Genomic DNA, 21403 nt, shown 5'->3' with positions numbered 1-21403 from the left:
GCGCCGCTTTATATCTCTCACTGAGAGGTTGGCGCGGGCGAGCGCCTCGCCAACCCGGTCAGATCCGGAAGGAAGCAGCCGTAACGAGCCCCGCTTGGGTCGTTGTCAATCTCTCACCTCAGCGTAGCGGGCGCAGCACGATACGCGTCAGCCCGGCAGCGCATCATAGATGCGCGAGACGGCCAAACCCTTACTCCTCCAGCAATATCGGCCAGATTGCTCTGTTCTTGCGTGAAAACGCGCCAAGATGCCCGACTTTGATCAGGTCGTAGTCCTTGGGATCGATCAGCACCGGGTCGGCACCATAGACCTTGGCCAGTTTTTCCACCTGCGCAGGTGGAATCAGATCATCATCCGCAAACGCATGAAGGCGCACAACCGCATCGCTGTCCCAGTTCGGCGCGGGCAAACGCGGGCCCAAGTCGTTGTCGTAAAACGCACGCGACGTGCACCATTTGCGCCATTGCCAGAAGACGCCTGCGGGCAGGTCCTCTCCGAACCGCAGACGCTTTCCGGGTAGGTATCCGCACAGCAACGTCGCCAACGGACCAAGGGTGAACCAGAAGTTCAGCGCGACAGCACGGTAGGGCCAGGGATGATCGTTGTGATGAACCATACCCGACGCGACACCGATCACGCGCACCACGTCCTCAAGTTCCGGCTGATTGGGCAGCAGCATGGCCCCGAGGGAATGTCCCACGATCCAAAGCGGTGCCCCCGGCACCTCGCGCCGAATGGCACGGCGGGCGGCGACTTGGTCGCGGATGCCCCAATCCGTCATGTCAGCTTGCACCTTTCGCATGGGCCCCGCATGCGAGCGACCCAGACCGCGATAGTCGTAGGTCAACACCGCCATCCGGCGCTCAGCCGCGAGCCACCGTGCGAAGTGAGTGTAGAAGGTCTGCGGCACGCCTGTGGCACTGTTCAGCACAACGGCAGCAAAGGGACGCCTTTCGGGGCGATAGAGACGACCCACCAGTTCAGCACCATCTTCGGTTTTGAACGCCAGCGACCGTTCCGTCACCTCGCCTTGCACCACGCTTGCATCAAGCATCGGATGCCTCCTTGCATCAAGACTAGACCACTCGGTCTAATTCACACGCTGGACCAATCGGTCTAATCCTGTCAAGATCAAAGAATGAGCGACCGCCCTCTTCCGACCAAAGACCGACTGATCCTGTCGGCGGCAACACTGTTCCGCACGCGCGGGTATCACGGTGTGGGTCTCGCGGATCTTTTGGCCGAAGCCAAAGCGCCCAAAGGATCGCTGTATCACCATTTCCCGAACGGCAAGTCGGACTTGGCGATGGCCGCTGCAACATGGGCATCAGACGAGATGCTACGCCTCATCGCAGCCAGTTTCGATGGGTCCGACACCTTCAAGGATGGGGCCACAACGCTTTGTTTCAAATTGGCAAAACTGTTCAACATCACGGGTTGGGATACCTGCCCCATCGCAGCCACGCTGTTCGAAGGCCCCGACAACGAAGACTTCAGATCACACGCCAGCCATATCTACGAAGGGTGGATCAAGGAAGTTCACGATCACGCGGTACGTCTGGGCATGTCCGACAACGACGCGCAGGCCAAGTCCGAACACCTGTTCATGCTGATCCAGGGGGGCTGGGCACTGGCCCGCGCGCGGCGCAGTTCAGATGTGATCAGGCAAATGACAGATCGCCTTTAGAGTTGCTGAACAGCAAACGTATCGCATTCCGACATCATGCCCGAATCGTACCCACGCTGGAACCAGCGTGCGCGTTGTTCCGATGTCCCATGCGTGAACGTGTGCGGCTGCGGTGTGCGCCCCGCCTGACGTTGCAGGTGATCATCGCCAATCATGCGGGCTGCGTTCAAAGCCTCCTGTAGATCACCGCGCTCCATCAGATCACCCACGTTGCGCGCCCAGATGCCGGACAGACAATCCGCCATCAGTTCGGACCGAACCGTTAGCGCGTTGGACTCGGCTTGGCTGGCGTTTCGACGAGCCTGCTGAAGCTGATCAAGTATGCCGAGTTCGTTCTGAATATGATGCGCAACTTCATGCGCGATGACGTAGGCAGCAGCAAAATCCCCACCCGCCCCCAGTCGATCCCGCATTGTCGTGAAGAAAGAAGTGTCGAGATACGCCTTCTCATCAGCAGGGCAGTAGAACGGTCCGGTTGCACCAGATGCGCCGCCACAGGGGCTTTGCGTGACGCCGGAAAACAGGACCATCACAGGAGGGTCATAAGGACGGCCAACCTGTTCAGGAAACTCGCGCGACCAGACCTGTTCGGTGGTTGCAAGGACACGGGCAGCAAACTCGCCTTCGCGCTGGTCCGCCTCGGTTACGGGTCGGCTGACTGTTGCCGGGGCCTGACCGCCCGAGATCAGGGGCATCACATCAATGCCCGTCACCCAGCCGATCACAAGCAATAAAAGGATACCGCCGATGCCCAGCCCTCCGGCGGCACGACCACGCCCTCGGCCCCGACGATCTTCGATGTTTCGGCTTCTCGTGATCCCACGCAGGCGCATGATGTCCCTCCCTCACTTGCAAGTGAACGCATTCACCCCACAATAGGTTCATGTCTGACAAAAATGAACTCGCCGAAAACCGCACGGACTGGGCCGAAGACCGTACAAGCCTCGCCAATGAACGGACATTTGCAGGATGGATGCGGACAGGTATGGCGTCCGTGGGCGTGGCGATCGGATTGAAGGCTGTGTTCGGTGCAACTGATCCAACCTGGTTGGCCAAGTCTGTTGCCACGATTTTTCTGGCGGCAGCGTTGTTCATGTTCTGGGCTGCCCGGCAGCAGGCATGTGCATCCCATTCCCGCCTCAGCGAACGCGATGCCAAGACCCAAAGCAGCACCAACTTCACCATGATCGCCATCGCGATGACGTCCGGCACGATTGCAACTGCCGTGATCCTGTGGCTGATCTGACGGCAGTGGTGGACGCCGCCCGCCCTGCCCCGTAGTGTCCACAGGTCACTCCGAATCCGCGCGAAGGCCCCCGGAAATACCCATGTCAGACGAGACCCAGAAATATCAGGTATTGGCCCGGAAATACCGGCCTGAAACCTTTGTCGACCTTGTGGGTCAGGACGCGATGGTGCGCACGCTGAAAAATGCGTTCGAAGCCGACCGGATCGCCCAAGCCTTTGTGATGACTGGCATTCGCGGAACGGGCAAGACAACCACGGCCCGCATAATTGCCAAAGGAATGAACTGCATTGGCCCCGAAGGTGAGGGTGGTCCGACGACGGAACCTTGCGGACAATGCGAACATTGCGTGGCAATCATGGAAGGGCGTCATGTGGACGTTCTGGAAATGGACGCCGCATCAAACACCTCCGTCAACGACATCCGCGAGATCATCGACAGCGTTCACTACCGTGCGGCCTCTGCCCGCTACAAGATCTACATCATCGACGAAGTGCACATGCTGTCCAACAGCGCGTTCAACGCGCTGCTGAAGACGCTGGAAGAGCCGCCGGCGCATGTGAAATTCATCTTTGCCACGACAGAAATTCGCAAGGTGCCCGTCACGGTTCTGTCGCGGTGCCAGCGCTTTGACCTGCGCCGGATCGAGCCGGAGGTGATGATTGCCCTGCTGCGCAAGATCGCGTCCTCCGAAGGCGCCGAAATTGCGGATGACGCACTGGCCCTGATCACACGGGCTGCGGAAGGATCCGCACGGGATGCGACATCACTTCTGGATCAGGCGATTTCGCATGGTGCAGGCGAAACGACTGCTGATCAGGTGCGGGCCATGCTCGGGCTGGCGGATCGGGGCCGGGTACTTGACCTCTTCGACATGATCCTCAAGGGGGATGCCGCCGGGGCGTTGACCGAACTGGGTGCGCAATATGCGGATGGGGCCGACCCGATGGCCGTGCTGCGCGATCTGGCCGAAATCACGCATTGGACGTCGGTTGTAAAGATAACACCCGAAGCGGCGGATGATCCCACCATTTCGCCGGACGAACGCAGCCGGGGTCTGCAGATGGCAGAGACGCTGCCAATGCGCGTGCTGACCCGGCTTTGGCAGATGCTGCTCAAGGCGCTGGACGAAGTGGCAGGCGCTCCGAACGCGATGATGGCGGCCGAAATGGCGGTTATTCGCCTGACCCACGTCGCTGACCTGCCCAGCCCCGAAGACCTTGTGAAGAAATTGCAGAACGCGACGTCGCCGCCATCCCCTGCCCCGAGCGCACCGACGGGTGGAAGCACCGGTGCCCAAGCGGTGCTGCAGGCGCAAACCCGCATGGCCGCCAGCCCAAATGCAGCGGGGCAAACGACGGCACTGGCGCAGGATATCGACGCAGCGCTCGCCCGCTATCCAACGTTTGACCACGTGATCGAACTGATCCGCAGCAATCGCGATGTGAAGCTGCTGGTCGAGGTTGAGACAACCCTGCGTCTGGCTGCCTATCAACCCGGTCGGATCGAATTTGAACCGACTGAAAAAGCACCGCGCGATCTGGCCCAGCGTTTGGGCGCGCGTCTGCAAGTCTGGACGGGCAATCGGTGGGGCGTGTCCGTCGTTAATGACGGGGGTGGTCAAACCATCGCCGAAGTGCGCGATGCGGCCGACCTTGCGTTGAGATCCAAAGCGGAGGAACACCCGCTTGTGCAAGCCGTCCTAGCCCAATTTCCAAAGGCCAAGATCACCATGATCCGCACACCCGAGGAAATCGCCCAAGAAGCGCATATCGAGGCGTTGCCCGAGGTCGATGACGAATGGGACCCCTTTGAAGAAGATTGAATTCTGGCCCGTCCGGCTTGCCCCACTGGCGCTGTTTGCAGCGGCTGCGCCAGGGCAAGCATTGGCGCAGGCCTGTGCAACCCAGCGCCCCGATTGGGACGGAACGCCTGTTTCGGCTCTGGACGAAGCACTGGCGCTTTTGCTGTCTCCCGGAGGCTTGTTCTTACTTGCTGCAACGGCTGTGGCATTGGTGGTGCGCAGCCAATGGGGCGGACTTGTGACGGTGCTTTTGTGGACCGGTTTCATCACATTGATCACGATGTTCGACCCGACCGGCCTGCGCGGCCCAGCGGCGGCGGAGGGCTGCGTTGGACCACCCACCTTGTTCATCGGGGTCGCGGCTGCGATATGTGTTGTGACCGTTCTTCTTACCATGCCGCGTCAAAGCGGCGACTGACATTCGGAGATGACTATGCTCAAAGGACTTGGCGGGCTCGGCGATATGGCCGGGATGATGAAAAAAGCTCAGGAAATGCAGACCAAAATGGCGGAAATGCAGGACGAGCTGCACAACGTCATGGTCACCGGCGAAAGTGGTGCGGGCCTTGTCAAGGCGACGGCCACGGCCAAGGGAGAGCTGACAGCGCTGGATATTGATCCATCGATTTTCAACGGTGATGACAAGGAAGTGGTCGAGGATCTGATCCTCGCTGCGATCAAGGATGCACAGATGAAAGCGCAGGAACGTGCGCAGGAAGAGATGGGCAAACTGACCGAGGGTCTGGGCCTGCCACCGGGTATGAAACTACCGTTCTAGATCAGCTCCGCGTCATCCGGCTGCGCTGGTTCGGCGGCTCGAGCTGCCCTTATCCGATCCTTGATCGAACGGCGGGCACCAAGCAGGAACGCAAGAAAAGCCAAATAGATGGTGAAGGTGATGCTGAGCCGAGCGACGCCTTCACGAAACGTCAGCGCACGTCCACCTGATCCTTCTGACCGGTCAGAGCCGTGTTCGGCACTTTTTGCATCTTCCGTGCCACCGGCAGAAACAGCCGTCCCGGTGCACGCACCGCGCACGGCCTGTTCGAGGCGCGCCACGTCTTCCCGCAACTCAAGGGGGACGGCCATACCCCGCCCGCCGGCAAGCGCCACTGCGGTGTCGATCACGGCACCCGCCGCGCGGGCGTCACGGCGCGCGATATCTTGTCTGAGGGTCCGTTTCAGGGCGTCGGGAGTGACCTGTGACATGGCCCGGCGGAGTGCCTCACGTTGGTGGATGGAGACGGTGCCACCGTTGTCCAAAACGGCAAGCAACGTTGTGTTCACACTGCGCAACGGTGCAGGAAACGCGCAGGCCCAAACCATGGCCGGACATATCAGAAATAGCATTGATACCCAAAGCGTTGGCCGAAAGCGTCGCATACAAGACCTGTCCATTTTGTTCGTTCAGCACGCTACGGCCAATGGGTTGAGAACTGGTGAACTGCCGCTATGGCAATACTTCCTTTTTGTTCTGTCCAAACCGCAATAGGGTCTGGGGCACATGAGCAGCACACGTGACATAGACAACCTGATCGAGATGATGGCGAAACTGCCGGGGCTTGGGCCACGGTCTGCGCGACGGGCTGTGCTCCACCTGATCCGCAAGCGCGCGCTGTTGCTGACACCGCTTGCCGATTTGATGCAGACTGTCGCCGCCACCGCACGGGAATGCCTGAACTGCGGGAATGTCGGCACCAGTGACGTTTGTGATATCTGCACATCCGAAAAGCGCGCAAACTCAGAACTTTGCGTGGTCGAAGACGTCGCTGATCTGTGGGCGATGGAGCGGTCGGGTGTGTTCAAGGGACGCTATCACGTACTGGGTGGCACGTTGTCGGCTTTGGATGCAATTGGACCGGACGAGCTACGGATTCCGCGGCTGATTGACCGGGTGCAGACCGAGAATATCACGGAAGTTATTCTGGCTTTGAACGCTACGATCGACGGGCAAACAACGGCGCACTACATCGCGGATCAACTGGACGGACAGGTTAAGCTGACGTCGCTGGCCCAAGGTGTACCGATCGGCGGTGAGCTGGACTATCTGGACGATGGCACGATCACGGCGGCACTGCGGGCGCGCAAGGCCTTATAGATGGCAATGCTGCATGCGGTGGCCCGATCGCGGTCCGAGGGCAACTACATTTGCCAGATTGGGTCATAGTTAAGAAATTCTAGGCTGCCGTTGACGTTGGTCAGTACCGTTACTCGTCGAGCGTCGTTTTGTCGTCCTAACCACCAAAGTAGCTGCGGAATCCGGTGATTGCGGCCCGTAGACCGTCATCCGTGACGTCCTTGTGCAGAACCAGCCGTGTGGTGCCAGTGGCTCCGGTCAGTTGCACACCGTGCGCCGCCATGTGCTGTGGCAGGTCGGGCTGCACACCACCCTCGGGGGTGAAAAAGATCATGTTCGTGGCATGTTGTACGTCACCGTAGCTGCGCAGGGCGTCTGCCAGTTGTGTGGCGCGGGCATGGTCGTCGGACAGACGGTCGATGTTATGATCAAGCGCATACAGACCCGCGGCGGCTAGGATGCCCGCCTGCCGGGTGCCACCGCCCAGCATCTTGCGCCAGCGACGGGCCCGGTCGATCAGGTCCTGCGGGCCGACAAGAACCGAGCCGATCGGCGCACCAAGGCCCTTGGACAGACATATGGAAACGGAATCGAAAAGGTCTGCAAGCGCCGCTTCGGGGCAATTGAGGGCCGCGATGGCATTGAAATACCGTGCCCCGTCCAGATGCACGGCAAGGCACGCGTCGTGCCCAGCCTGCACAGCCTCTTCTAACCGAGTGAGTGGGATCGCCATGCCGTTATGCGTGTTCTCCAACGCCAAAAGCCGGGTGATGGGCATGTGTGGGTCGTCATCTTTGACCGCCGCCGTGATGTCCCGTGGTTCAAGCGCGCCATCTTGCGCCACATCCAGCGGTTCCAACGCGATACCGCCTAGGACGGAGGTGCCTTTCGCCTCGTACTTATAGATGTGGTAGGGGCGACCTGTGATGATCTCCTCGCCACGTGCGCAGTGGGCGAGAAGGCCCACAAAATTACTTTGAGTGCCAGACGTAAGGAACACGCCCGCCTCTTTGCCCAGACGTTCGGCAAGTGTCGCTTCGAGGCGGTTCACCGTGGGGTCATCGCCAAAGACATCATCCCCCACATCCGCGTCAGCCATGGCCTTGCGCATGGCGGCATCGGGGCGCGTGACGGTGTCGCTGCGAAGGTCGCAAATGATATGCGTGGGGCTCTCGCCCGCGACTGTTGCATACTGGTTCATCGCGCCGGTTCCCTTGTGGACTGACCCGCAGTCTAGGCGGCGGAGCCGGGAACATAAAGATCGGGTTGCGGCGCGGGCGCGGTTTGCAGCGCAGTGAGGTAGCGATCCGTCCACCACCCAATGTTTTCCTTCATAACGTTGTCGCGCAAGGACGCATGGCGCCGTTTCCGTTCATCCAGCGGCATAACGAGCGCTTGCTCCAACGCCAGTGCAACGTCCTGCGGATCGTAAGGGTTCACGAGCAGTGCATCGCTGAGCTGTTCCGCGGCCCCGGCAAAATGGGACAGAATCAGCACGCCGGGATCTTCGGGGTCCTGAGCTGCGACGAACTCTTTGGCCACAAGGTTCATGCCATCAGCTAGCGGCGTCACCATCGCTACATCTGCACGGCGGTACAGTCCCGCCAACCTATCGCGATCGACCGAACGACGAATGTAGCGGATCGGGGTCCAGTCAAGCTCGGCATGAGCGCCGTTGATCATGCCCGAGGTCTGTTCCAATTCGGTGCGGATATCGCGGTAGGCATCCACATCCTCACGTGAAGGGGGCGCGATTTGCAGCAATGTCGCCTTGGGGCTGTCGGGTGTGCGCCGGTCCAGATAGGTTGCGAACCCATCAAAACGGTGGCGCAACCCCTTGGAATAATCGAGCCGATCCACGCCAAGCACCAGCTTTTGCCCGGCGGTCATACCAAGTTGGACGTTCACCTCTTCACGGGCGGCCAGTTTGGCGAACTCCTGCGCGTCAATCCCGATGGGGAAGTGCCGGGGGCGCATGCCCGTATCGGAGGCGACCATGCGCCCTTGGGTGTTGAACACAGCGCCAGGATCATCGCGGTAATGCGCCATAACGCGGGCCACGTCGCCTTGGGTCTGCACGCCGAACACGTCAAATTCGGCGACCCATGTTTTAAGATCGCCAGCCTGCGGCAACGCCATGATGTCGGCCACGACGGGAAAGGGGATGTGCAGGAAGAAACCGATGCGCGCCGTCACGCCCGCCTCGCGCATCAATGCAGCCAGTGGCAGGAAGTGGTAGTCATGCACCCAAATCAGGTCGTCCGGCGTTGTGAAGTCCGCCAGCATCTGCGCCAGCCTGCGGTTCACCTCCATGTAGTGGTCCGCAAAATCCGGTTGCAGGTCGATCAGGTCCGCCCGCCGGTGAAACAACGGCCAGAGCACGGAATTGGCGTAGCCCAAATAGTACCCCTCATGTTCTTCGGGCGATATATCGAAGACCATGCGGGTATATGGACCGTCGGCGATCTGGCGGAGTTTGGGTTCCGGTGACGCTTGCGGATCACCACTGGTGCCGATCCACACCCCGCCACGCGCCGTCAGGCAATCGTGCAAAGCAACGACAAGGCCGCCTGACGGCTCAGCCTCTGTCGGGATGCGATTGGAGACTACAATCAGTCTGCCAGACATGCAGGATGCTCCTTCGCCCAATGGGTCAGAACGGTGCGGACGGCATTTGGATCAGCGAGGCGGTGGTGGGCTTGGCTGTCCCCTTCGCCGACCTTGATACCTAGCCCGCCGCGGGCCTGAGCCCAGATGAGTGCCGGCTCGTCCGTTGTGTCATCCCCGATCATCAACGGGGTCCGGCCTTTGAACGGGGGCATGGCCATGAGATCGGCGAGCGCCTTGTCCTTGCCGACCCCTTTGGGACGCAGTTCAATGGCCATTTTTGCGGGATGCGCCTCGAACTCCGGATGCTGTGCGACCAGTTCATCGGCGATCTGTTCGACGTGGGACTTCATTTTGGGCGCTGCGCGGTAGTGCAGCACGGCGCCGGTGGGTTTGCGTTCAAGCAGTGTACCGGGGTGGTTTTCGGCGAACGCGTGAGCGCTGTCGGTGAGAACGGAGAGGCCGTCAGAGTTGACGTTCACACGTGGCTTCACCGCGTCACCCACCCGCCATTCAGCGCCGTGCCCGCCCACGATGATGCCAGTATAGCCCGGCAGGTGGCGCACTATGTCGGACACGGACCGTCCGGACACGAGGGCAATTGCACCTTCCAAACAGCGCAACAGGTCTGACAAAAGGGTATCGAGTGCGTCGGGAACTGCGATGCTGTCCGGCGTCGGGGCCAGATCCACCAATGTCCCGTCAAAATCCAGAAAGACTGCCGCCCGAGTGCAGGCCGGCAGCCGCGATGCATCAAGCAAATTGAAAACGGCCATATCGCTGCAACGCGGCATGGCCGTAAATAGTTCCCGAAAAAGCGTGATGCCTAGGGTTGTTCGTCTTCGTCGTCGCCGCCCTTGGGCAGGTTGAAGAAGCTGTCCGCATCCACAAGCGTGCTTTCGTCTTCCTTGTCGTCATCGCCATCGTCGGCGAGCGAGAAGGTTTCGAGCCCTTCGATGGCTGTCGGAATCTTGGGTTCTGCTTCCATGCCAAGGGACTGCTCGGTGCTGACCAGCTTGCGACGCTCGTCGTCGGACATCACCTCGCCATCAGCAGCCTTTTTGGCGGCGGCTTTTTGAACGGCGGCATCCAGTTCGGACTGCTTGGTCAGACCCAGCGCCACCGGGTCCACCGGCTGGATATTCGAGATGTTCCAGTGCGTGCGTTCACGAATCGACTGGATCGTCGGCTTGGTCGTGCCCACCAGTTTCGAGATCTGGCCATCCGTCAATTCGGGGTGGAATTTCACCAGCCAGTAGATCGCGGCAGGCCGGTCCTGACGCTTGGACAGCGGCGTATAACGCGGGCCACGGCGCTTTTCCTCGCCCACGGCGGCCGCGTTGAATTTGAGCTTCAACTTGTGCATCGGGCTGGCTTCGGCCGCGTCGATTTCTTCCTGCGTAAGCTGGTTGTTTGTAATGGGATCAAAGCCTTTGACACCTGCGGCCACGTCGCCATCGGCGATGCCCTGCACCTCCAGTTCGTGCATGCCAACGAAATCGGCGATCTGCTTGAAGCTGATCGTCGTGTTGTCCACCAGCCAGACGGCGGTGGCCTTGGCCATGATCGGTTTTGCCATTGTCACATGCTCCTATGCATAACTGTCCCGTCGCCTGAAAGAGGCTGCCTTGGGATCAAGGCGGTTTCCATTGTCGGGGAACTTGAGCGGGATATAGTCGGCTGTGACGAAAAAGGAAAGCCTCATGCGCGTTGTTTTGATTTGGGTGGTGATGGCAGGTGCGGCGTGGGCGCAGGACCGTTCGGGCGCCTTTGACTACTATGTGCTGAGTTTGAGCTGGTCGCCCAACTGGTGTGCCTATGAGGGCGATGCCCGGGGATCAGACCAGTGCGATGCGCGCCATGACCATGGCTGGATCATGCATGGGCTTTGGCCGCAATATCATCGCGGCTGGCCCGAGTATTGCAACACGGCGGAACGCCCACCAAGCCGTGCGATGACCCGCGATATGGCCGACATCATGGGCACGTCCGGGCTGGCGTGGCATCAGTGGAAAAAACATGGGGTCTGTTCGGGCCTGTCGGCGCCAGCCTATTACGCGCTGTCGCGTCGGGCCTATGAGAGTGTCGTGCGCCCGCCGGTGTTTCGCAAGCTGGACAAGACCGTGAAGCTGCCTGCGTCGGTTGTGGAAGAGGCGTTTTTGCAGGCCAATCCGGGGTTTGAGAAAGATGGCGTGACCATCACCTGCCGCGATGGTCACATTCAGGAGGCGCGCATTTGCCTGAGCCGCGATCTGCATCCGGTGCCATGCGGTCAGGACGTCGTGCGCGACTGCACAGCCCGAGATGCGCTATTCACGCCCATCCGCTGAGGGCCGCCACCCCGGCGGACGCATCATGAAGTGCCACGCCTCTTTCCAAGTGCGCGCATTGACGACGTCGCGCCAGAGCCCCGGCAATTCAGAGAACCAGACCCTGATGGGATTGCGGCTGTCGAAATCGCGCTTGAGGCCGTAGCGCGGGGTTTCTTCCTCAGCCTGATAGGTACCGAACAGTTGGTCCCAGATCACGGTGATCCCGCCGTAGTTCTTGTCGACATACTTGTCGTCGCAGCCGTGGTGCACACGGTGGTTGGCGGGGCTGTTCATGATCGCGTCGAACCACCCCATCTTGCCGATGACTTCGGTGTGGATCCACGTCTGGTAGGCCAGCACAGTGATGATGCCAAAGAAGATCAACTCCGGCGAAAAGCCAAGAACGACGAGGGGGATGTGCATGATCAAGCTCCACACACCCTCAAGCGGGCCAAAGCGGATCCCGGTGATGATGTTGTAGTCGCGCGAGGAATGGTGCACGGCGTGCTGGGTCCAGAGCAGACGCACCTCGTGTGCGATACGGTGCTCCCAATAATAGGTGAAGTCAGCGGCGATGACCGCCAGCACGATGCCCCACCAAGCAAGCGGGATCTGCCAAGGCTGCGCCAATTCGGCCAGAATATAGTAGATGACATAAGCCCCAGTCAGGACAAAGATCTGCACGGCAATGGAGGGGATTTGCGTGCTGGCACTGACCAGCATTTCCGCGATGGTCCGACCGCGATGGCTGCCTTTGAACAACATTTCGGCCAGTTCGATCAGCAGGATCGCAAGACCGATCAGAACAAATGCGTCGTCTATCTGCCTGCCAAGGGTTTCAAGCATATCGGGGGTCATGGTCGGGCTCCTCGTGTCAGCGTACGCCATGCCAGAGCGGAGGCCTGTTTCGGCGTTGCATCGCCGGCAGAGACCATTGCCCAACCGGCGTAGATCAGGTTTTCATAGGCTTGCACGATCCATTCATTGGGGATGTGCGGGTCGAACGTGCCTTCGGCTTTGGCCATATCGACGTCATGGGTCAGATCGCGGGTTTGTGACGCGTAAACTTCCGCGACACGCGGGTCGTGCGTCGCTGGTTCCGTCGCCAGAAACATGTGCCGCGCTGCCAGTGGCAGGATCGCCCCAAGGGCCACTTCCAGCCCTTCGGTATAGGTTTTGCAGTCAGCCACTGCGGCGTTCACTGCCTCGTCCAGCTCCTGTGCCGCCGCCAATGTCAGGGCGACCATCAGCTCGTCACGTCCCGCATAGTGGCGATGCAAAGTGGCGCGTCCCACGCCCGCCTGCTTGGCCACATCCGCCAAGGACGCGCCGGGGTTTTGACTGAACACCTCGAAGGCCGCCTCAAGGATGAGGTCAGGTATTGATACATTTTTGTCTCTCATGAGACACATATGTCTCGCCTGGTGCGCAAATTCAAGAGGCAACCACATGAATGCGCGCCCATTGTTTCCGACGGCACCGCATCTGACAGGTATAGGAGCCTCCGGCGGTGGTATTTTCAGTCAGAAGAAACGAAACCGCCCGCGCCACTCATCCGATGTGGGCACCGCGGGCGAAGAGGGAAGCATACGCTTCTCCTGACACGGCCATCGGCTCCACAGCCTGTACCGCGCGACGACAAAACAGGCGTCAACCTTAAGAATGCGTTTCTTCTGACCAAAAACACCACGGGGGGGCCCAAAGGGCAGGGGCAGAGCCCCACAAATAGTGGTGTCGCCGCAAGGCGGCCTTTGGATCAGAGACTACCCGCCTGCGACTTCCAGAACGATCTTGCCGATGTGTCCGGAGCTTTCCATACGGGCGTGTGCCTCGGCCGCCTCGTCGAGTGGGAATTCGGAATCCATGACAGGCTTGATCCGCCCCGCCGACAGTAGCGGCCAGACCGCCTCACGCAAATCCTGAGCGATACGCGCCTTGGCCAGATCACTTTGCGGTCGCAAGGTGCTGCCAGTCATCGTCAGGCGACGGGTCATGAGTTGGGCAAAGTTCACCTCAGCCTTTGGGCCTTGCAAGAAAGCGATTTGAACCAATCGCCCGTCGTCAGCCATCGCAGACAGGTTCCGGGCGATGTAGGGGCCGCCGACCATGCACAGGATCAGATTGGCGCCACCTTGCTCTTTCAAAACGTCGACGAAATCTGCATCGCGGTAGTTGATGGCCACCTCTGCCCCCAGATCGCGGCAGGCTTTGCACTTGTCGTCGGATCCGGCCGTGGCAAAGACGCGGGCGCCGAAGTGGTTGGCGAGTTGGATGGCCGTGGTGCCGATACCCGACGATCCACCGTGCACGAGAAACCTTTCGCCACCCTTCAAGCCGCCACGTGAAAACACGTTTGACCAGACAGTGAAATAGTTTTCGGGCAGGCAGGCCGCTTCTTTCAGGCCAATTCGATTGGGCACGGGCAGGCAGTGGGCCGCGGGTGTTGCAACGTATTCTGCGTAACCGCCGCCCGGCAAAAGGGCACAGACCTGATCGCCGACCGACCAGTCGCTGACGCCGGTCCCAATCTCGACAATGGTGCCGGACGCTTCCAATCCCGGCAGATCGCTTGCGCCAGCTGGAGGATTGTAGAGCCCGGCGCGTTGCAGCGCATCAGGGCGGTTTACCCCGGCCCAAGCGACCTCGATCACAACCTGTCCGTGACCTGCCGCAGGACGTGGTCTGGTGACCGACTGCAGCACCTCCGGTCCGCCGGGGTTGGTGATTTCGACGGCGCGCATGTCCTGAGGCATTCCTGATCCTTTCCTTTTTTGCACCGTATCCCGGGATACGTCAGGAAAGAAACCCGTTCGCTGACCTTGGGTCAGGGTCTAAACACTTGCTGTGTCAGTCGCGCGGCGATGACCACGTGCCGGGCAGGTCGGAATTGGACATGGCCGATGGCGCTTTGATCTGGTCCAAAATCCAATTTGGACCTGTGAACAGTTTCGACAGGACCTTGTTGTCCCGCACCTGGGCTTTGAACTTTTCAATCTGCATCACATCATCGATCCGTCGGTCGAGAAAGGCCCATGTTGCCTGATTGTCCGTGCTGTCATCCCCCAACCAATAAAGCACTGTGGCGGAGTAGACGCCCGAAAGAGTGGCGCGCTTGGTGTACCAGTTCACATCGTCCGACGTGTCGCCAAGCGCGGTCCATATCTTGTCGGCCGTGCCCCAAATTGCCTTGGCCCCGTCCGCGGCATGCATGGGCAGCGCAAAGAGCGTTGTACCGCGGCGCACGGCTTCCTTGTCCGTGACCGCTTCGATCCGGAACCGTATGCCTGCCGTGACCTTGTCGCGGAAACGGTCGGGCAGGTCGTCCGAGTGCAGGCGCTCGACCATCGCCGCGTCGCCTCTTGCGTGATAGGCCAGCGCCAGATCGACAGCCCCGCGTGGGCACATCGCTCTGGCCATGACCATATCGATGTCGGCGTCGCGGGCGGCGGCCTTGAACGTCACCTCTGACCAGCCGTCAAAGGGTACGTGCATCAAGGCCGCATCCAGCAGCCGGTCGATCAACTCTGAAGGTGTTTGTGTCATGTCTGAATACCTAGAGCGCGGCTGGCAACCGGACAAGTGTGCGTGCCGTCGCATCCCTTCCCCCACCGCACTGCGCCATCTTTTGCCGCGCCGGTCGGCATACGGCAGCGACAGTTGGCCGACCCGCCAGCCACGACGTCTCAGGCGCGGATTGCTGCCGCGTCCAAACCAACTTTTCTGCGCCCGCCCGCTGAAATCAGCCGGCACTCCCAATCGGCTTGCTGCGGCGTCTATGACCGCTGACACAGAGGGCCACCATGCAGAAAACAAAGGAAAATGCCATGTCCGTTGCCAGCACAGTCGAACGCTTGATGCTTGACCTGATCAACGAAGAACGCATCTCGCGCGGTCTGGACCCCCTCGCCCTCGAGCTGCGTCTGAACGATGCCAGCGAGGACCACAGCACATGGATGGATGACACCGGAGTATTCAGCCACACAGGCGCTGGCGGGTCGACCGCGGGTGATCGGATCGAAGACACGGGCTTCACCCTGTCGGGCAACTGGACGTGGGGTGAGAATATTGCCTTTCAGTCCGAACGCGGTGCGCCCGGGATCGCAGACGATGTCGCTGACCTGCACACCTCACTGATGAACAGTCCCGGGCACCGGGCCAACATCCTGAACCCGAATTTCGAGTTGATCGGCATCGGCGTCGAGATCGGAGATGGGCGCGGGTATGACGCGGTGTATGTGACGCAGAACTTCGCCCGCACCTCAGCCCCGGTGCAGATCGATTCTGGCACACCCACCCCGCCGGAACCCGACACCGACGTTCTGACCGGCACTGCGGGCAATGACCGCTTGAGCGGGGGGGCTGGCGAAGACGCCTTGCGTGGGAATATGGGGGCCGACACCCTCCTTGGCCGGGACGGAGATGACTCCATCGAAGGGGGGACCGGATGGGACCACCTCTATGGCGGCGAGGGCAATGATACTGTGCGCGGCGAACAGGGCAACGACCGTGTCAGTGGCGGTCTAGGCAATGACCAGGTCTTTGGCGGTGCCGGGGCAGACGTACTGTTCGGAGGGAACGGTGCGGACGTGCTGATGGGACGCTCCGGCAACGACACCATGTTCGGCGGGTTCGGGCAGGACCGGTTGGAAGGCGGCGCGGGCCGTGACGCAATGACAGGCGGGGCCGGACAGGACCGCCTGAATGGCGGAGCGGGCAATGACACCATGACCGGAGGCACGGCCAGCGATGTCTTTGTCTTCTCGGTTGGCCGCGATGTCGTGACCGAATTCAGCGACGCCGACGTGGTCGACTTGCGAGGCGTGAACTCGATCACGTCATTTGCCGATCTGTCAGGGAACGGGCATTTGCGGCAATCGGGGAACAACGCCATCATTGACGATCTGGCGGGCAATACGCTGGCATTGCGCGGCGTCGATGTGGATGATCTGCAGGCCAATGATTTCCTGTTCTGACGTGCCCGCCCTGCTCTGGACAAATCGGAATTGGTTTGCTATGCGCACCTTTCCTGCAAATCCTTGCAACTCTTATCTAGAAAGGTGGTGACAACCACATGCAGGTTAGTGTTCGCGACAACAATGTCGATCAGGCGCTTCGTGCCCTGAAAAAGAAGCTGCAGCGCGAAGGCGTGTTCCGTGAAATGAAGCTCAAGCAACATTTCGAGAAACCGTCCGAGAAAAAAGCGCGCGAGAAAGCTGAAGCGATCCGCCGGGCCCGTAAGTTGGCTCGCAAAAAAGCGCAACGCGAAGGGCTTATGTAAGTCAGGCGCACACGCGACGAATCAAAGAACCCCGTAGCCGCCCGGCTGCGGGGTTTTTTCGTGGACGGACCTGACGCCCGATGGCTTATGCGTCAGGCGGTCTGTTGAAGGTCGGGTGCTTCACCTGCCGTGTCTGCCCCAAGCGGTGCCCCGAGTTTGAATTGGGCAAGCGCGTCCATCATCTTCTGCATGCCGTCCATTAGGGACGTACATGTGGTGTTGGTCTCATCGAACATGGTCGCATTTTCCTGAGCGACCTTGTCCATCTCGGACACCGACACATTTACTTCGCTCAATTGATCGGACTGGGACCGTGTCGCTTCGGCTATTTTCTGAACTGAACCAGTCACGTCCGATACGGACGTCACGATGTCCCGGAGCGCTTCGCCAGCGCGTTTGACCAACACGACACCGGACTGAACCTGATCCGTACTGGCCTCGGTCAGGTCATTGATGCTGCGCGCCGCTTCGGTCGCGCGCTGGGACAAGGCCCGCACCTCTGAGGCGACAACGGAAAAGCCGCGTCCGGCCTCGCCCGCCCGTGCCGCTTCGACACCGGCGTTGAGGGCGAGCAGATTGGTCTGGAACGCAATCGCATCCATAACCGCATTGATTTTTGCGATCTCGTGTGACGATCCTTCGATATCGCTCATGGCATCAATGACACAGTGCACCACCTCACCACCCGCAATCGCATCGTTGCGCACCTTGTCGGCAGATGTGGCCGTTACCTGCGCGTTGTCGGTAGAAGCGCGCACGACACAATGTAACGTATCGACTGCATGGCTTGTAACTTCAAGCGACGCCACCTGCGCCTCTGTCCGACGAGCCAAATTGATGGCCGATGCCTGCACCGCCGCTACCAGCGCCATCAGGTCAGACGTGCCCCTCGTGACATCAGCAAGCACATCCCGCAGATTTGCAACGGCCCGATTGTAGTCGGTACGCAAAGGTTCGTACGCATCGGGAAATTCCTGATCGATCCGATGCATGAGATTGCCCCGCGCGATATGTTCAAGCCCGGCCCGCAGTGATGTCACAACGATGGACTGCGCGTCGAATTGCGCTTTCTGAGCTTCTGCCGCGCGCGCATCTGCTTGCTTGACCGCTTCGCTGGCCTGTTCGCGTGCTACTTGTTCGGCTTCGAGCGCCGTCAGCAGGCTTTCGGCTTCGGACTGAGCCGATTGCGCGCGCAGTGCCTCTGCTTCGGCCTCTTCACGGGCGCCTTCAGCCTGCTTTCCAGCGGCATCCGCCGCACTTAAGGCTTTGTCCGAAGCGTCCAGCGCCGCCTGCACATCAATTGTCATTTGCAGGCGCTTGCGCACCGTTTGCGCCAGAATAAAGACCTGTAATGAAACGACGGCACCGTGAAATAGCGCGCGTTCGATGTTTTCGACAAGATCAACGGTCGGAAACACTAGATGCGGCAGAGCGACACCCAATGAGACATGGTGCAATATGATTGTCGTTGCCGCAAACAGGATTGTGGGCACATGCACAAGCCCGACGAGGGCGGAAAGCGCCACGAAGAAAAGCATGTGGCCATCGCTTTGCCACCCTGTCCCGCTCAGGGCTGCCACAAGGCCGATGGACTGCGCAACTGCACTTTGTCCGACAAGAATACAGTAGTGTTTGTGCCGCGTCCGAAAGGCCCAATATCCAACCAGCGCGGAGCCGAGACAAAAGATGCCGGGCAAGGCAGAGTGGACAGGCAACACCAGCCCCAAGCCCGTGACCGCAATGCCAAGCACGCCACAGCCCACGAGAATCCAATACGCGGCCAGCCTGCGTGACCGTTCTATTGATTTCTGAATATCCACTCTCATACGCTCACCCCGCACAAGATGGCGACTGTCTTTCCATTCAGGACAGCCAGGGCACCCGCTGCACGCGCAGCCGCGGCAAATGCAGGTACGTCATCGGTTTGGGCGAGGACCGCGAACAACGCCCGATCCGGACCAATGACGTTGCCTCCGGACATCCTCACCACCCTTTGTGCGTTGTGCCAAGGGGCCACGATCACCAATCGCAAATCGGACGCATCGTCCGGCCCCGTCGCCAGTCCAATCAAAGGCCCGCAAACGACCAGACATACCATCATAATAAACACGCGCATGCCGCACCATCCAAACTTGGTGGCGCAGTTCTAGGACGGAACCTCTGAACAATTGCCTAAGGCAGTCTGAGTGCCGCTTAGACAGGCAGCGCTGTTGTCTTGAAGACAGTCCTCAGCGCAAAGCTGGATTGCATCTGCGCCACCCCCGGCAAGCGCGCAAGATGCTGGCGGTGGATGCGGGCGAAATCTTCGGTCCCTTCAGCGACGACCTTGAGGATGTAGTCCGCCGTGCCCGCCATCAGGTGGCATTCCAGTACGTCAGGAATGCGGGCAACCGCCTTTTCGAATGCCTCAAGAACCTCGTCCGCCTGACCCTGCAACGTGATCTCGACGAACACTGTTGTGGGCACACCCATTTTGCGGGCGTCCAGCAGCGCGACATAGTCACGGATGTAGCCCGCCTGCTCCAACCGTTGCACCCTGCGGTGACAGGCCGAGGGGGACAGGTGCACAGCCTCACTCAGGTCTGCGTTCGACATCCGCCCCTGTTTTTGCAGGGCTGTCAGGATGCGGCGATCTGTTGGATCGAGTGCCATGGGCGCAGGATTCTCCGGCATTTCAATGCATATGCGCATGTTTCTTCGACTGTTATGCGCCAACACGAGCCTTTTACGGTGCCCGATTGCAAGCGAAATGCGACACGCTTGGAGGAAGCGGAGGAGGAAACACCATGCACATCGGATGCCCGACAGAGATCAAGGCACAGGAATACCGGGTCGGTTTGACCCCGAATGCCGCACGCGAGGCGGTGGCCCATGGCCATGCGGTCAGCGTGCAGACGGGTGCGGGCAAGGGCGCGGGGTTCGAGGATGCCGCCTACGTTGCCGCCGGAGCGGCCATTCTGGACAGTGCCGAAGAGGTGTTCGCCACCGCCGACATGATCGTGAAGGTGAAGGAACCTCAAGCCGGTGAACGCAAGATGCTGCGCGAGGGACAGTTGCTGTTCACCTATCTGCATCTGGCCCCTGACCCTGAGCAGACCCATGATCTGCTGGCGTCTGGTTGCACCGCCATCGCCTATGAAACCGTGACCGACAGCGCTGGCGGGCTGCCCTTGCTGGCGCCCATGTCAGAAGTTGCGGGTCGTCTTGCCCCGCAGGTCGGCGCATGGACGCTGCAAAAAGCCAATGGCGGGCGCGGAGTGCTGATGGGCGGTGTGCCGGGCGTGGGCCCCGCCCGCGTGGTGGTCATTGGTGGTGGTGTTGTGGGAACCCATGCGGCCCGAGTGGCTGCGGGTATGGGGGCGGATGTCACTGTGCTGGATAGGTCCCTTCCCCGGATGCGTTATCTGGACGATGCGTTTTCGGGCCTGTTCAAGACCAGCTATGCCAGCGCAGGCAACACGGCTGAACTGGTGACGCAGGCGGATATGGTGGTCGGCGCGGTGCTGATCCCCGGCGCAGCGGCCCCAAAACTGGTCACCCGCGCACAGCTGTCAGACATGAAACCGGGCGCTGCCATAGTCGATGTGGCAATTGACCAAGGCGGATGCTTTGAGACATCGCGGGCCACAACCCATGACGACCCGATCTATGACGTGGACGGGATCATGCATTACTGCGTGGCAAACATGCCCGGAGCGGTCGCGCGCACATCGACCATCGCGCTTGGCAATGCAACGATGCCGTTCATGCTGGCGTTGGCGGACAAGGGGTGGCGAAAGGCATGCGAAGATGATCCTCACCTGTTGGCGGGCCTCAATGTGCATGCCGGCAAGCTGACATATTACGCCGTGGGCAAAGCACTGGGGATCGACGTGATTTCGCCTACTCTGGCCCTCAAGAGCTGAGGGACGACTAAGGCGCAACTTCGTTCGCGATTGCGTCCAGCGTCTTGCGCAATTGAGCCAAGTCATCCGGCCCCAAGAGGTCCACGACCTCCGCATGCAGGGCCGTTTTGACCTGCACCAAGGCCGCGACCAGTGCGCGACCCTTGTCGGTGTGCATCACTCGTTTGGCCCGCGCATCGTTCGGGTCCGGTTCGATCCGGACATAGCCGCGTTGCACGAGGCTGCGGACCTGCCCCTGAATGGCCTGCTTGGACACACCGCGCCCGCTGGCGATCTGCACCATGCTCTGTCCAAGCGGGCCAATCTGAACCAGCACGTCGCTGTCGGTGACGGTAATGTCGTCAAACCCAAGGCGGGCCACGCGATCAAACATGGCCGCCTCATACGCTTTGAAGCCGCGCCACAATTCCACACCGATATGATCAGGGTCTTGGTCCAAAATCCCTCCATTTAGTCAAGCGTATTGACTATCCAACATAGTCAAGCT

25 protein-coding genes and 1 other RNA gene are annotated in these 21403 nt (G+C 60.3%); 11 read left to right on the top strand and 15 right to left on the bottom strand.

Going from position 1 to position 21403, the window contains the following annotated elements:
- Positions 1-21 precede the first annotated feature (21 nt).
- Positions 22-119, top strand: an RNA gene (gene ffs, locus Q1A32_RS09565) — signal recognition particle sRNA small type.
- A 71-nt stretch (positions 120-190) separates the two neighbouring features.
- Here ffs and Q1A32_RS09560 read toward each other — a convergent pair.
- Complete coding sequence (locus Q1A32_RS09560) at positions 191-1054, bottom strand: alpha/beta fold hydrolase (protein ID WP_299652204.1); 864 nt, start codon at positions 1052-1054, stop codon at positions 191-193.
- Positions 1055-1138: 84 nt separating this feature from the next.
- On the opposite strand from Q1A32_RS09560, the gene Q1A32_RS09555 reads away from it, so the two are divergent.
- Positions 1139-1687 carry a TetR/AcrR family transcriptional regulator gene (locus Q1A32_RS09555; protein WP_299652202.1) on the top strand — a complete coding sequence of 183 codons (549 nt, stop codon included), beginning with the start codon at positions 1139-1141 and terminating at the stop codon, positions 1685-1687.
- Here the strand turns inward: Q1A32_RS09555 and Q1A32_RS09550 are convergent.
- Positions 1684-2520 (bottom strand): neutral zinc metallopeptidase, encoded by an 837-nt coding sequence (locus Q1A32_RS09550; RefSeq protein WP_299652199.1) that lies wholly within the window; start codon positions 2518-2520, stop codon positions 1684-1686. The genes Q1A32_RS09555 and Q1A32_RS09550 overlap by 4 nt on opposite strands.
- 50 nt (positions 2521-2570) lie before the next feature.
- Here Q1A32_RS09550 and Q1A32_RS09545 point away from each other — a divergent pair, with 50 nt between their 5' ends.
- From Q1A32_RS09545 to Q1A32_RS09530, 4 genes are read left to right on the top strand one after another with little or no spacing between them, the layout of a single operon-like run.
- Positions 2571-2933 (top strand): YidH family protein, encoded by a 363-nt coding sequence (locus tag Q1A32_RS09545; RefSeq protein ID WP_299613106.1) that lies wholly within the window; start codon positions 2571-2573, stop codon positions 2931-2933.
- A gap of 34 nt (positions 2934-2967) precedes the next feature.
- Positions 2968-4758 (top strand): DNA polymerase III subunit gamma/tau, encoded by a 1791-nt coding sequence (locus tag Q1A32_RS09540; protein WP_299652197.1) that lies wholly within the window; start codon positions 2968-2970, stop codon positions 4756-4758.
- Positions 4745-5155 carry a hypothetical protein gene (locus tag Q1A32_RS09535; protein ID WP_299652195.1) on the top strand — a complete coding sequence of 137 codons (411 nt, stop codon included), beginning with the start codon at positions 4745-4747 and terminating at the stop codon, positions 5153-5155. Before Q1A32_RS09540 ends, Q1A32_RS09535 begins: the two co-directional genes overlap by 14 nt.
- A gap of 15 nt (positions 5156-5170) precedes the next feature.
- Positions 5171-5515 carry a YbaB/EbfC family nucleoid-associated protein gene (locus Q1A32_RS09530; RefSeq protein WP_299613112.1) on the top strand — a complete coding sequence of 115 codons (345 nt, stop codon included), beginning with the start codon at positions 5171-5173 and terminating at the stop codon, positions 5513-5515.
- Here Q1A32_RS09530 and Q1A32_RS09525 read toward each other — a convergent pair.
- Complete coding sequence (locus tag Q1A32_RS09525; RefSeq protein WP_299652193.1) at positions 5512-6024, bottom strand: hypothetical protein; 513 nt, start codon at positions 6022-6024, stop codon at positions 5512-5514. The two genes, Q1A32_RS09530 and Q1A32_RS09525, sit on opposite strands and share 4 nt — an antisense overlap.
- A 217-nt stretch (positions 6025-6241) precedes the next feature.
- Here Q1A32_RS09525 and recR point away from each other — a divergent pair, with 217 nt between their 5' ends.
- Entirely contained in the window at positions 6242-6835 is a 594-nt protein-coding gene (gene recR / locus Q1A32_RS09520) for a recombination mediator RecR (protein WP_299613118.1), read from the top strand.
- A 136-nt stretch (positions 6836-6971) separates the two neighbouring features.
- On the opposite strand, the gene ltaE is transcribed toward recR, so the two are convergent.
- From ltaE to Q1A32_RS09500, 4 genes are read right to left on the bottom strand one after another with little or no spacing between them, the layout of a single operon-like run.
- Positions 6972-8015 (bottom strand): low-specificity L-threonine aldolase, encoded by a 1044-nt coding sequence (gene ltaE, locus Q1A32_RS09515; RefSeq protein ID WP_299652191.1) that lies wholly within the window; start codon positions 8013-8015, stop codon positions 6972-6974.
- A gap of 32 nt (positions 8016-8047) precedes the next feature.
- The gene (locus tag Q1A32_RS09510) at positions 8048-9442 is read right to left on the bottom strand and encodes a trehalose-6-phosphate synthase (RefSeq protein ID WP_299652189.1); all 1395 of its coding nucleotides are present in this window, start codon (positions 9440-9442) and stop codon (positions 8048-8050) included.
- Entirely contained in the window at positions 9427-10197 is a 771-nt protein-coding gene (gene otsB, locus Q1A32_RS09505; protein ID WP_299652187.1) for a trehalose-phosphatase, read from the bottom strand. Before otsB ends, Q1A32_RS09510 begins: the two co-directional genes overlap by 16 nt.
- Positions 10198-10247: 50 nt before the next feature.
- A complete protein-coding gene (locus Q1A32_RS09500) occupies positions 10248-11000 on the bottom strand; it encodes a DUF1013 domain-containing protein (RefSeq protein ID WP_299652185.1) in 753 nt (250 codons plus the stop codon).
- 124 nt (positions 11001-11124) lie between these two features.
- Between Q1A32_RS09500 and Q1A32_RS09495 the strand changes: the two genes are divergently transcribed.
- Positions 11125-11751, top strand: coding sequence for a ribonuclease T2 (locus tag Q1A32_RS09495; protein WP_299652183.1), 627 nt, complete (start codon positions 11125-11127; stop codon positions 11749-11751).
- Here the strand turns inward: Q1A32_RS09495 and Q1A32_RS09490 are convergent.
- The 4 genes from Q1A32_RS09490 to Q1A32_RS09475 all read right to left on the bottom strand — a co-directional run bounded on the left by Q1A32_RS09490 (position 11731) and on the right by Q1A32_RS09475 (position 15276).
- On the bottom strand, positions 11731-12591 hold the full coding sequence (locus Q1A32_RS09490; protein WP_299652181.1) for a sterol desaturase family protein: 861 nt from the start codon (positions 12589-12591) through the stop codon (positions 11731-11733). The genes Q1A32_RS09495 and Q1A32_RS09490 overlap by 21 nt on opposite strands.
- On the bottom strand, positions 12588-13136 hold the full coding sequence (locus Q1A32_RS09485; protein WP_299652179.1) for a TetR/AcrR family transcriptional regulator: 549 nt from the start codon (positions 13134-13136) through the stop codon (positions 12588-12590). The genes Q1A32_RS09490 and Q1A32_RS09485 overlap by 4 nt, the downstream gene beginning before the upstream one ends.
- A 360-nt stretch (positions 13137-13496) precedes the next feature.
- On the bottom strand, positions 13497-14486 hold the full coding sequence (locus Q1A32_RS09480) for an NAD(P)H-quinone oxidoreductase (RefSeq protein WP_299652176.1): 990 nt from the start codon (positions 14484-14486) through the stop codon (positions 13497-13499).
- Between the two features lie 94 nt (positions 14487-14580).
- Entirely contained in the window at positions 14581-15276 is a 696-nt protein-coding gene (locus Q1A32_RS09475; protein WP_299652174.1) for a COQ9 family protein, read from the bottom strand.
- 257 nt (positions 15277-15533) lie between these two features.
- On the opposite strand from Q1A32_RS09475, the gene Q1A32_RS09470 reads away from it, so the two are divergent.
- Together Q1A32_RS09470 and rpsU are read left to right on the top strand one after the other, a co-directional pair.
- Positions 15534-16706 (top strand): CAP domain-containing protein, encoded by a 1173-nt coding sequence (locus Q1A32_RS09470; protein ID WP_299652172.1) that lies wholly within the window; start codon positions 15534-15536, stop codon positions 16704-16706.
- A 98-nt stretch (positions 16707-16804) separates the two neighbouring features.
- The gene (gene rpsU / locus Q1A32_RS09465) at positions 16805-17011 is read left to right on the top strand and encodes a 30S ribosomal protein S21 (protein WP_155428094.1); all 207 of its coding nucleotides are present in this window, start codon (positions 16805-16807) and stop codon (positions 17009-17011) included.
- Positions 17012-17103: 92 nt separating this feature from the next.
- On the opposite strand, the gene Q1A32_RS09460 is transcribed toward rpsU, so the two are convergent.
- From Q1A32_RS09460 to Q1A32_RS09450, 3 genes are all read right to left on the bottom strand, one after another.
- The gene (locus Q1A32_RS09460; RefSeq protein ID WP_299652170.1) at positions 17104-18837 is read right to left on the bottom strand and encodes a methyl-accepting chemotaxis protein; all 1734 of its coding nucleotides are present in this window, start codon (positions 18835-18837) and stop codon (positions 17104-17106) included.
- Entirely contained in the window at positions 18834-19127 is a 294-nt protein-coding gene (locus Q1A32_RS09455) for a hypothetical protein (RefSeq protein ID WP_299652168.1), read from the bottom strand. The genes Q1A32_RS09460 and Q1A32_RS09455 overlap by 4 nt, the downstream gene beginning before the upstream one ends.
- A gap of 77 nt (positions 19128-19204) precedes the next feature.
- Entirely contained in the window at positions 19205-19663 is a 459-nt protein-coding gene (locus Q1A32_RS09450; RefSeq protein ID WP_299613144.1) for an Lrp/AsnC family transcriptional regulator, read from the bottom strand.
- Positions 19664-19797: 134 nt separating this feature from the next.
- Between Q1A32_RS09450 and ald the strand changes: the two genes are divergently transcribed.
- Positions 19798-20916: an alanine dehydrogenase gene (ald, locus tag Q1A32_RS09445; RefSeq protein ID WP_299652166.1), complete on the top strand. Its 1119-nt coding sequence runs from the start codon at positions 19798-19800 to the stop codon at positions 20914-20916.
- A 7-nt stretch (positions 20917-20923) separates the two neighbouring features.
- Here ald and Q1A32_RS09440 read toward each other — a convergent pair whose 3' ends face one another.
- Positions 20924-21355: a MarR family winged helix-turn-helix transcriptional regulator gene (locus Q1A32_RS09440; RefSeq protein ID WP_299652164.1), complete on the bottom strand. Its 432-nt coding sequence runs from the start codon at positions 21353-21355 to the stop codon at positions 20924-20926.
- Between the last annotated feature and the right edge of the window lie 48 nt (positions 21356-21403).

Source organism: uncultured Tateyamaria sp. (assembly GCF_947503415.1).
GTDB lineage: Bacteria > Pseudomonadota > Alphaproteobacteria > Rhodobacterales > Rhodobacteraceae > Tateyamaria.
Note: the sequence above shows the minus strand (reverse complement) of the source record. Positions and strands in the feature narration are given on the sequence as shown.

Coding starts and splice junctions, on each gene's coding strand:
- Q1A32_RS09560 (WP_299652204.1), bottom strand. CDS start 1,054: ATGCTTGATGCAAGCGTGGTGCAAGGCGAGGTGACGGAACGGTCGCTG.
- Q1A32_RS09555 (WP_299652202.1), top strand. CDS start 1,139: ATGAGCGACCGCCCTCTTCCGACCAAAGACCGACTGATCCTGTCGGCG.
- Q1A32_RS09550 (WP_299652199.1), bottom strand. CDS start 2,520: ATGCGCCTGCGTGGGATCACGAGAAGCCGAAACATCGAAGATCGTCGG.
- Q1A32_RS09545 (WP_299613106.1), top strand. CDS start 2,571: ATGTCTGACAAAAATGAACTCGCCGAAAACCGCACGGACTGGGCCGAA.
- Q1A32_RS09530 (WP_299613112.1), top strand. CDS start 5,171: ATGCTCAAAGGACTTGGCGGGCTCGGCGATATGGCCGGGATGATGAAA.
- recR (WP_299613118.1), top strand. CDS start 6,242: ATGAGCAGCACACGTGACATAGACAACCTGATCGAGATGATGGCGAAA.
- ltaE (WP_299652191.1), bottom strand. CDS start 8,015: ATGAACCAGTATGCAACAGTCGCGGGCGAGAGCCCCACGCATATCATT.
- Q1A32_RS09510 (WP_299652189.1), bottom strand. CDS start 9,442: ATGTCTGGCAGACTGATTGTAGTCTCCAATCGCATCCCGACAGAGGCT.
- otsB (WP_299652187.1), bottom strand. CDS start 10,197: ATGGCCGTTTTCAATTTGCTTGATGCATCGCGGCTGCCGGCCTGCACT.
- Q1A32_RS09500 (WP_299652185.1), bottom strand. CDS start 11,000: ATGGCAAAACCGATCATGGCCAAGGCCACCGCCGTCTGGCTGGTGGAC.
- Q1A32_RS09495 (WP_299652183.1), top strand. CDS start 11,125: ATGCGCGTTGTTTTGATTTGGGTGGTGATGGCAGGTGCGGCGTGGGCG.
- Q1A32_RS09490 (WP_299652181.1), bottom strand. CDS start 12,591: ATGACCCCCGATATGCTTGAAACCCTTGGCAGGCAGATAGACGACGCA.
- Q1A32_RS09485 (WP_299652179.1), bottom strand. CDS start 13,136: ATGAGAGACAAAAATGTATCAATACCTGACCTCATCCTTGAGGCGGCC.
- Q1A32_RS09480 (WP_299652176.1), bottom strand. CDS start 14,486: ATGCCTCAGGACATGCGCGCCGTCGAAATCACCAACCCCGGCGGACCG.
- Q1A32_RS09475 (WP_299652174.1), bottom strand. CDS start 15,276: ATGACACAAACACCTTCAGAGTTGATCGACCGGCTGCTGGATGCGGCC.
- Q1A32_RS09470 (WP_299652172.1), top strand. CDS start 15,534: ATGCAGAAAACAAAGGAAAATGCCATGTCCGTTGCCAGCACAGTCGAA.
- rpsU (WP_155428094.1), top strand. CDS start 16,805: ATGCAGGTTAGTGTTCGCGACAACAATGTCGATCAGGCGCTTCGTGCC.
- Q1A32_RS09460 (WP_299652170.1), bottom strand. CDS start 18,837: ATGAGAGTGGATATTCAGAAATCAATAGAACGGTCACGCAGGCTGGCC.
- Q1A32_RS09455 (WP_299652168.1), bottom strand. CDS start 19,127: ATGCGCGTGTTTATTATGATGGTATGTCTGGTCGTTTGCGGGCCTTTG.
- Q1A32_RS09450 (WP_299613144.1), bottom strand. CDS start 19,663: ATGGCACTCGATCCAACAGATCGCCGCATCCTGACAGCCCTGCAAAAA.
- ald (WP_299652166.1), top strand. CDS start 19,798: ATGCACATCGGATGCCCGACAGAGATCAAGGCACAGGAATACCGGGTC.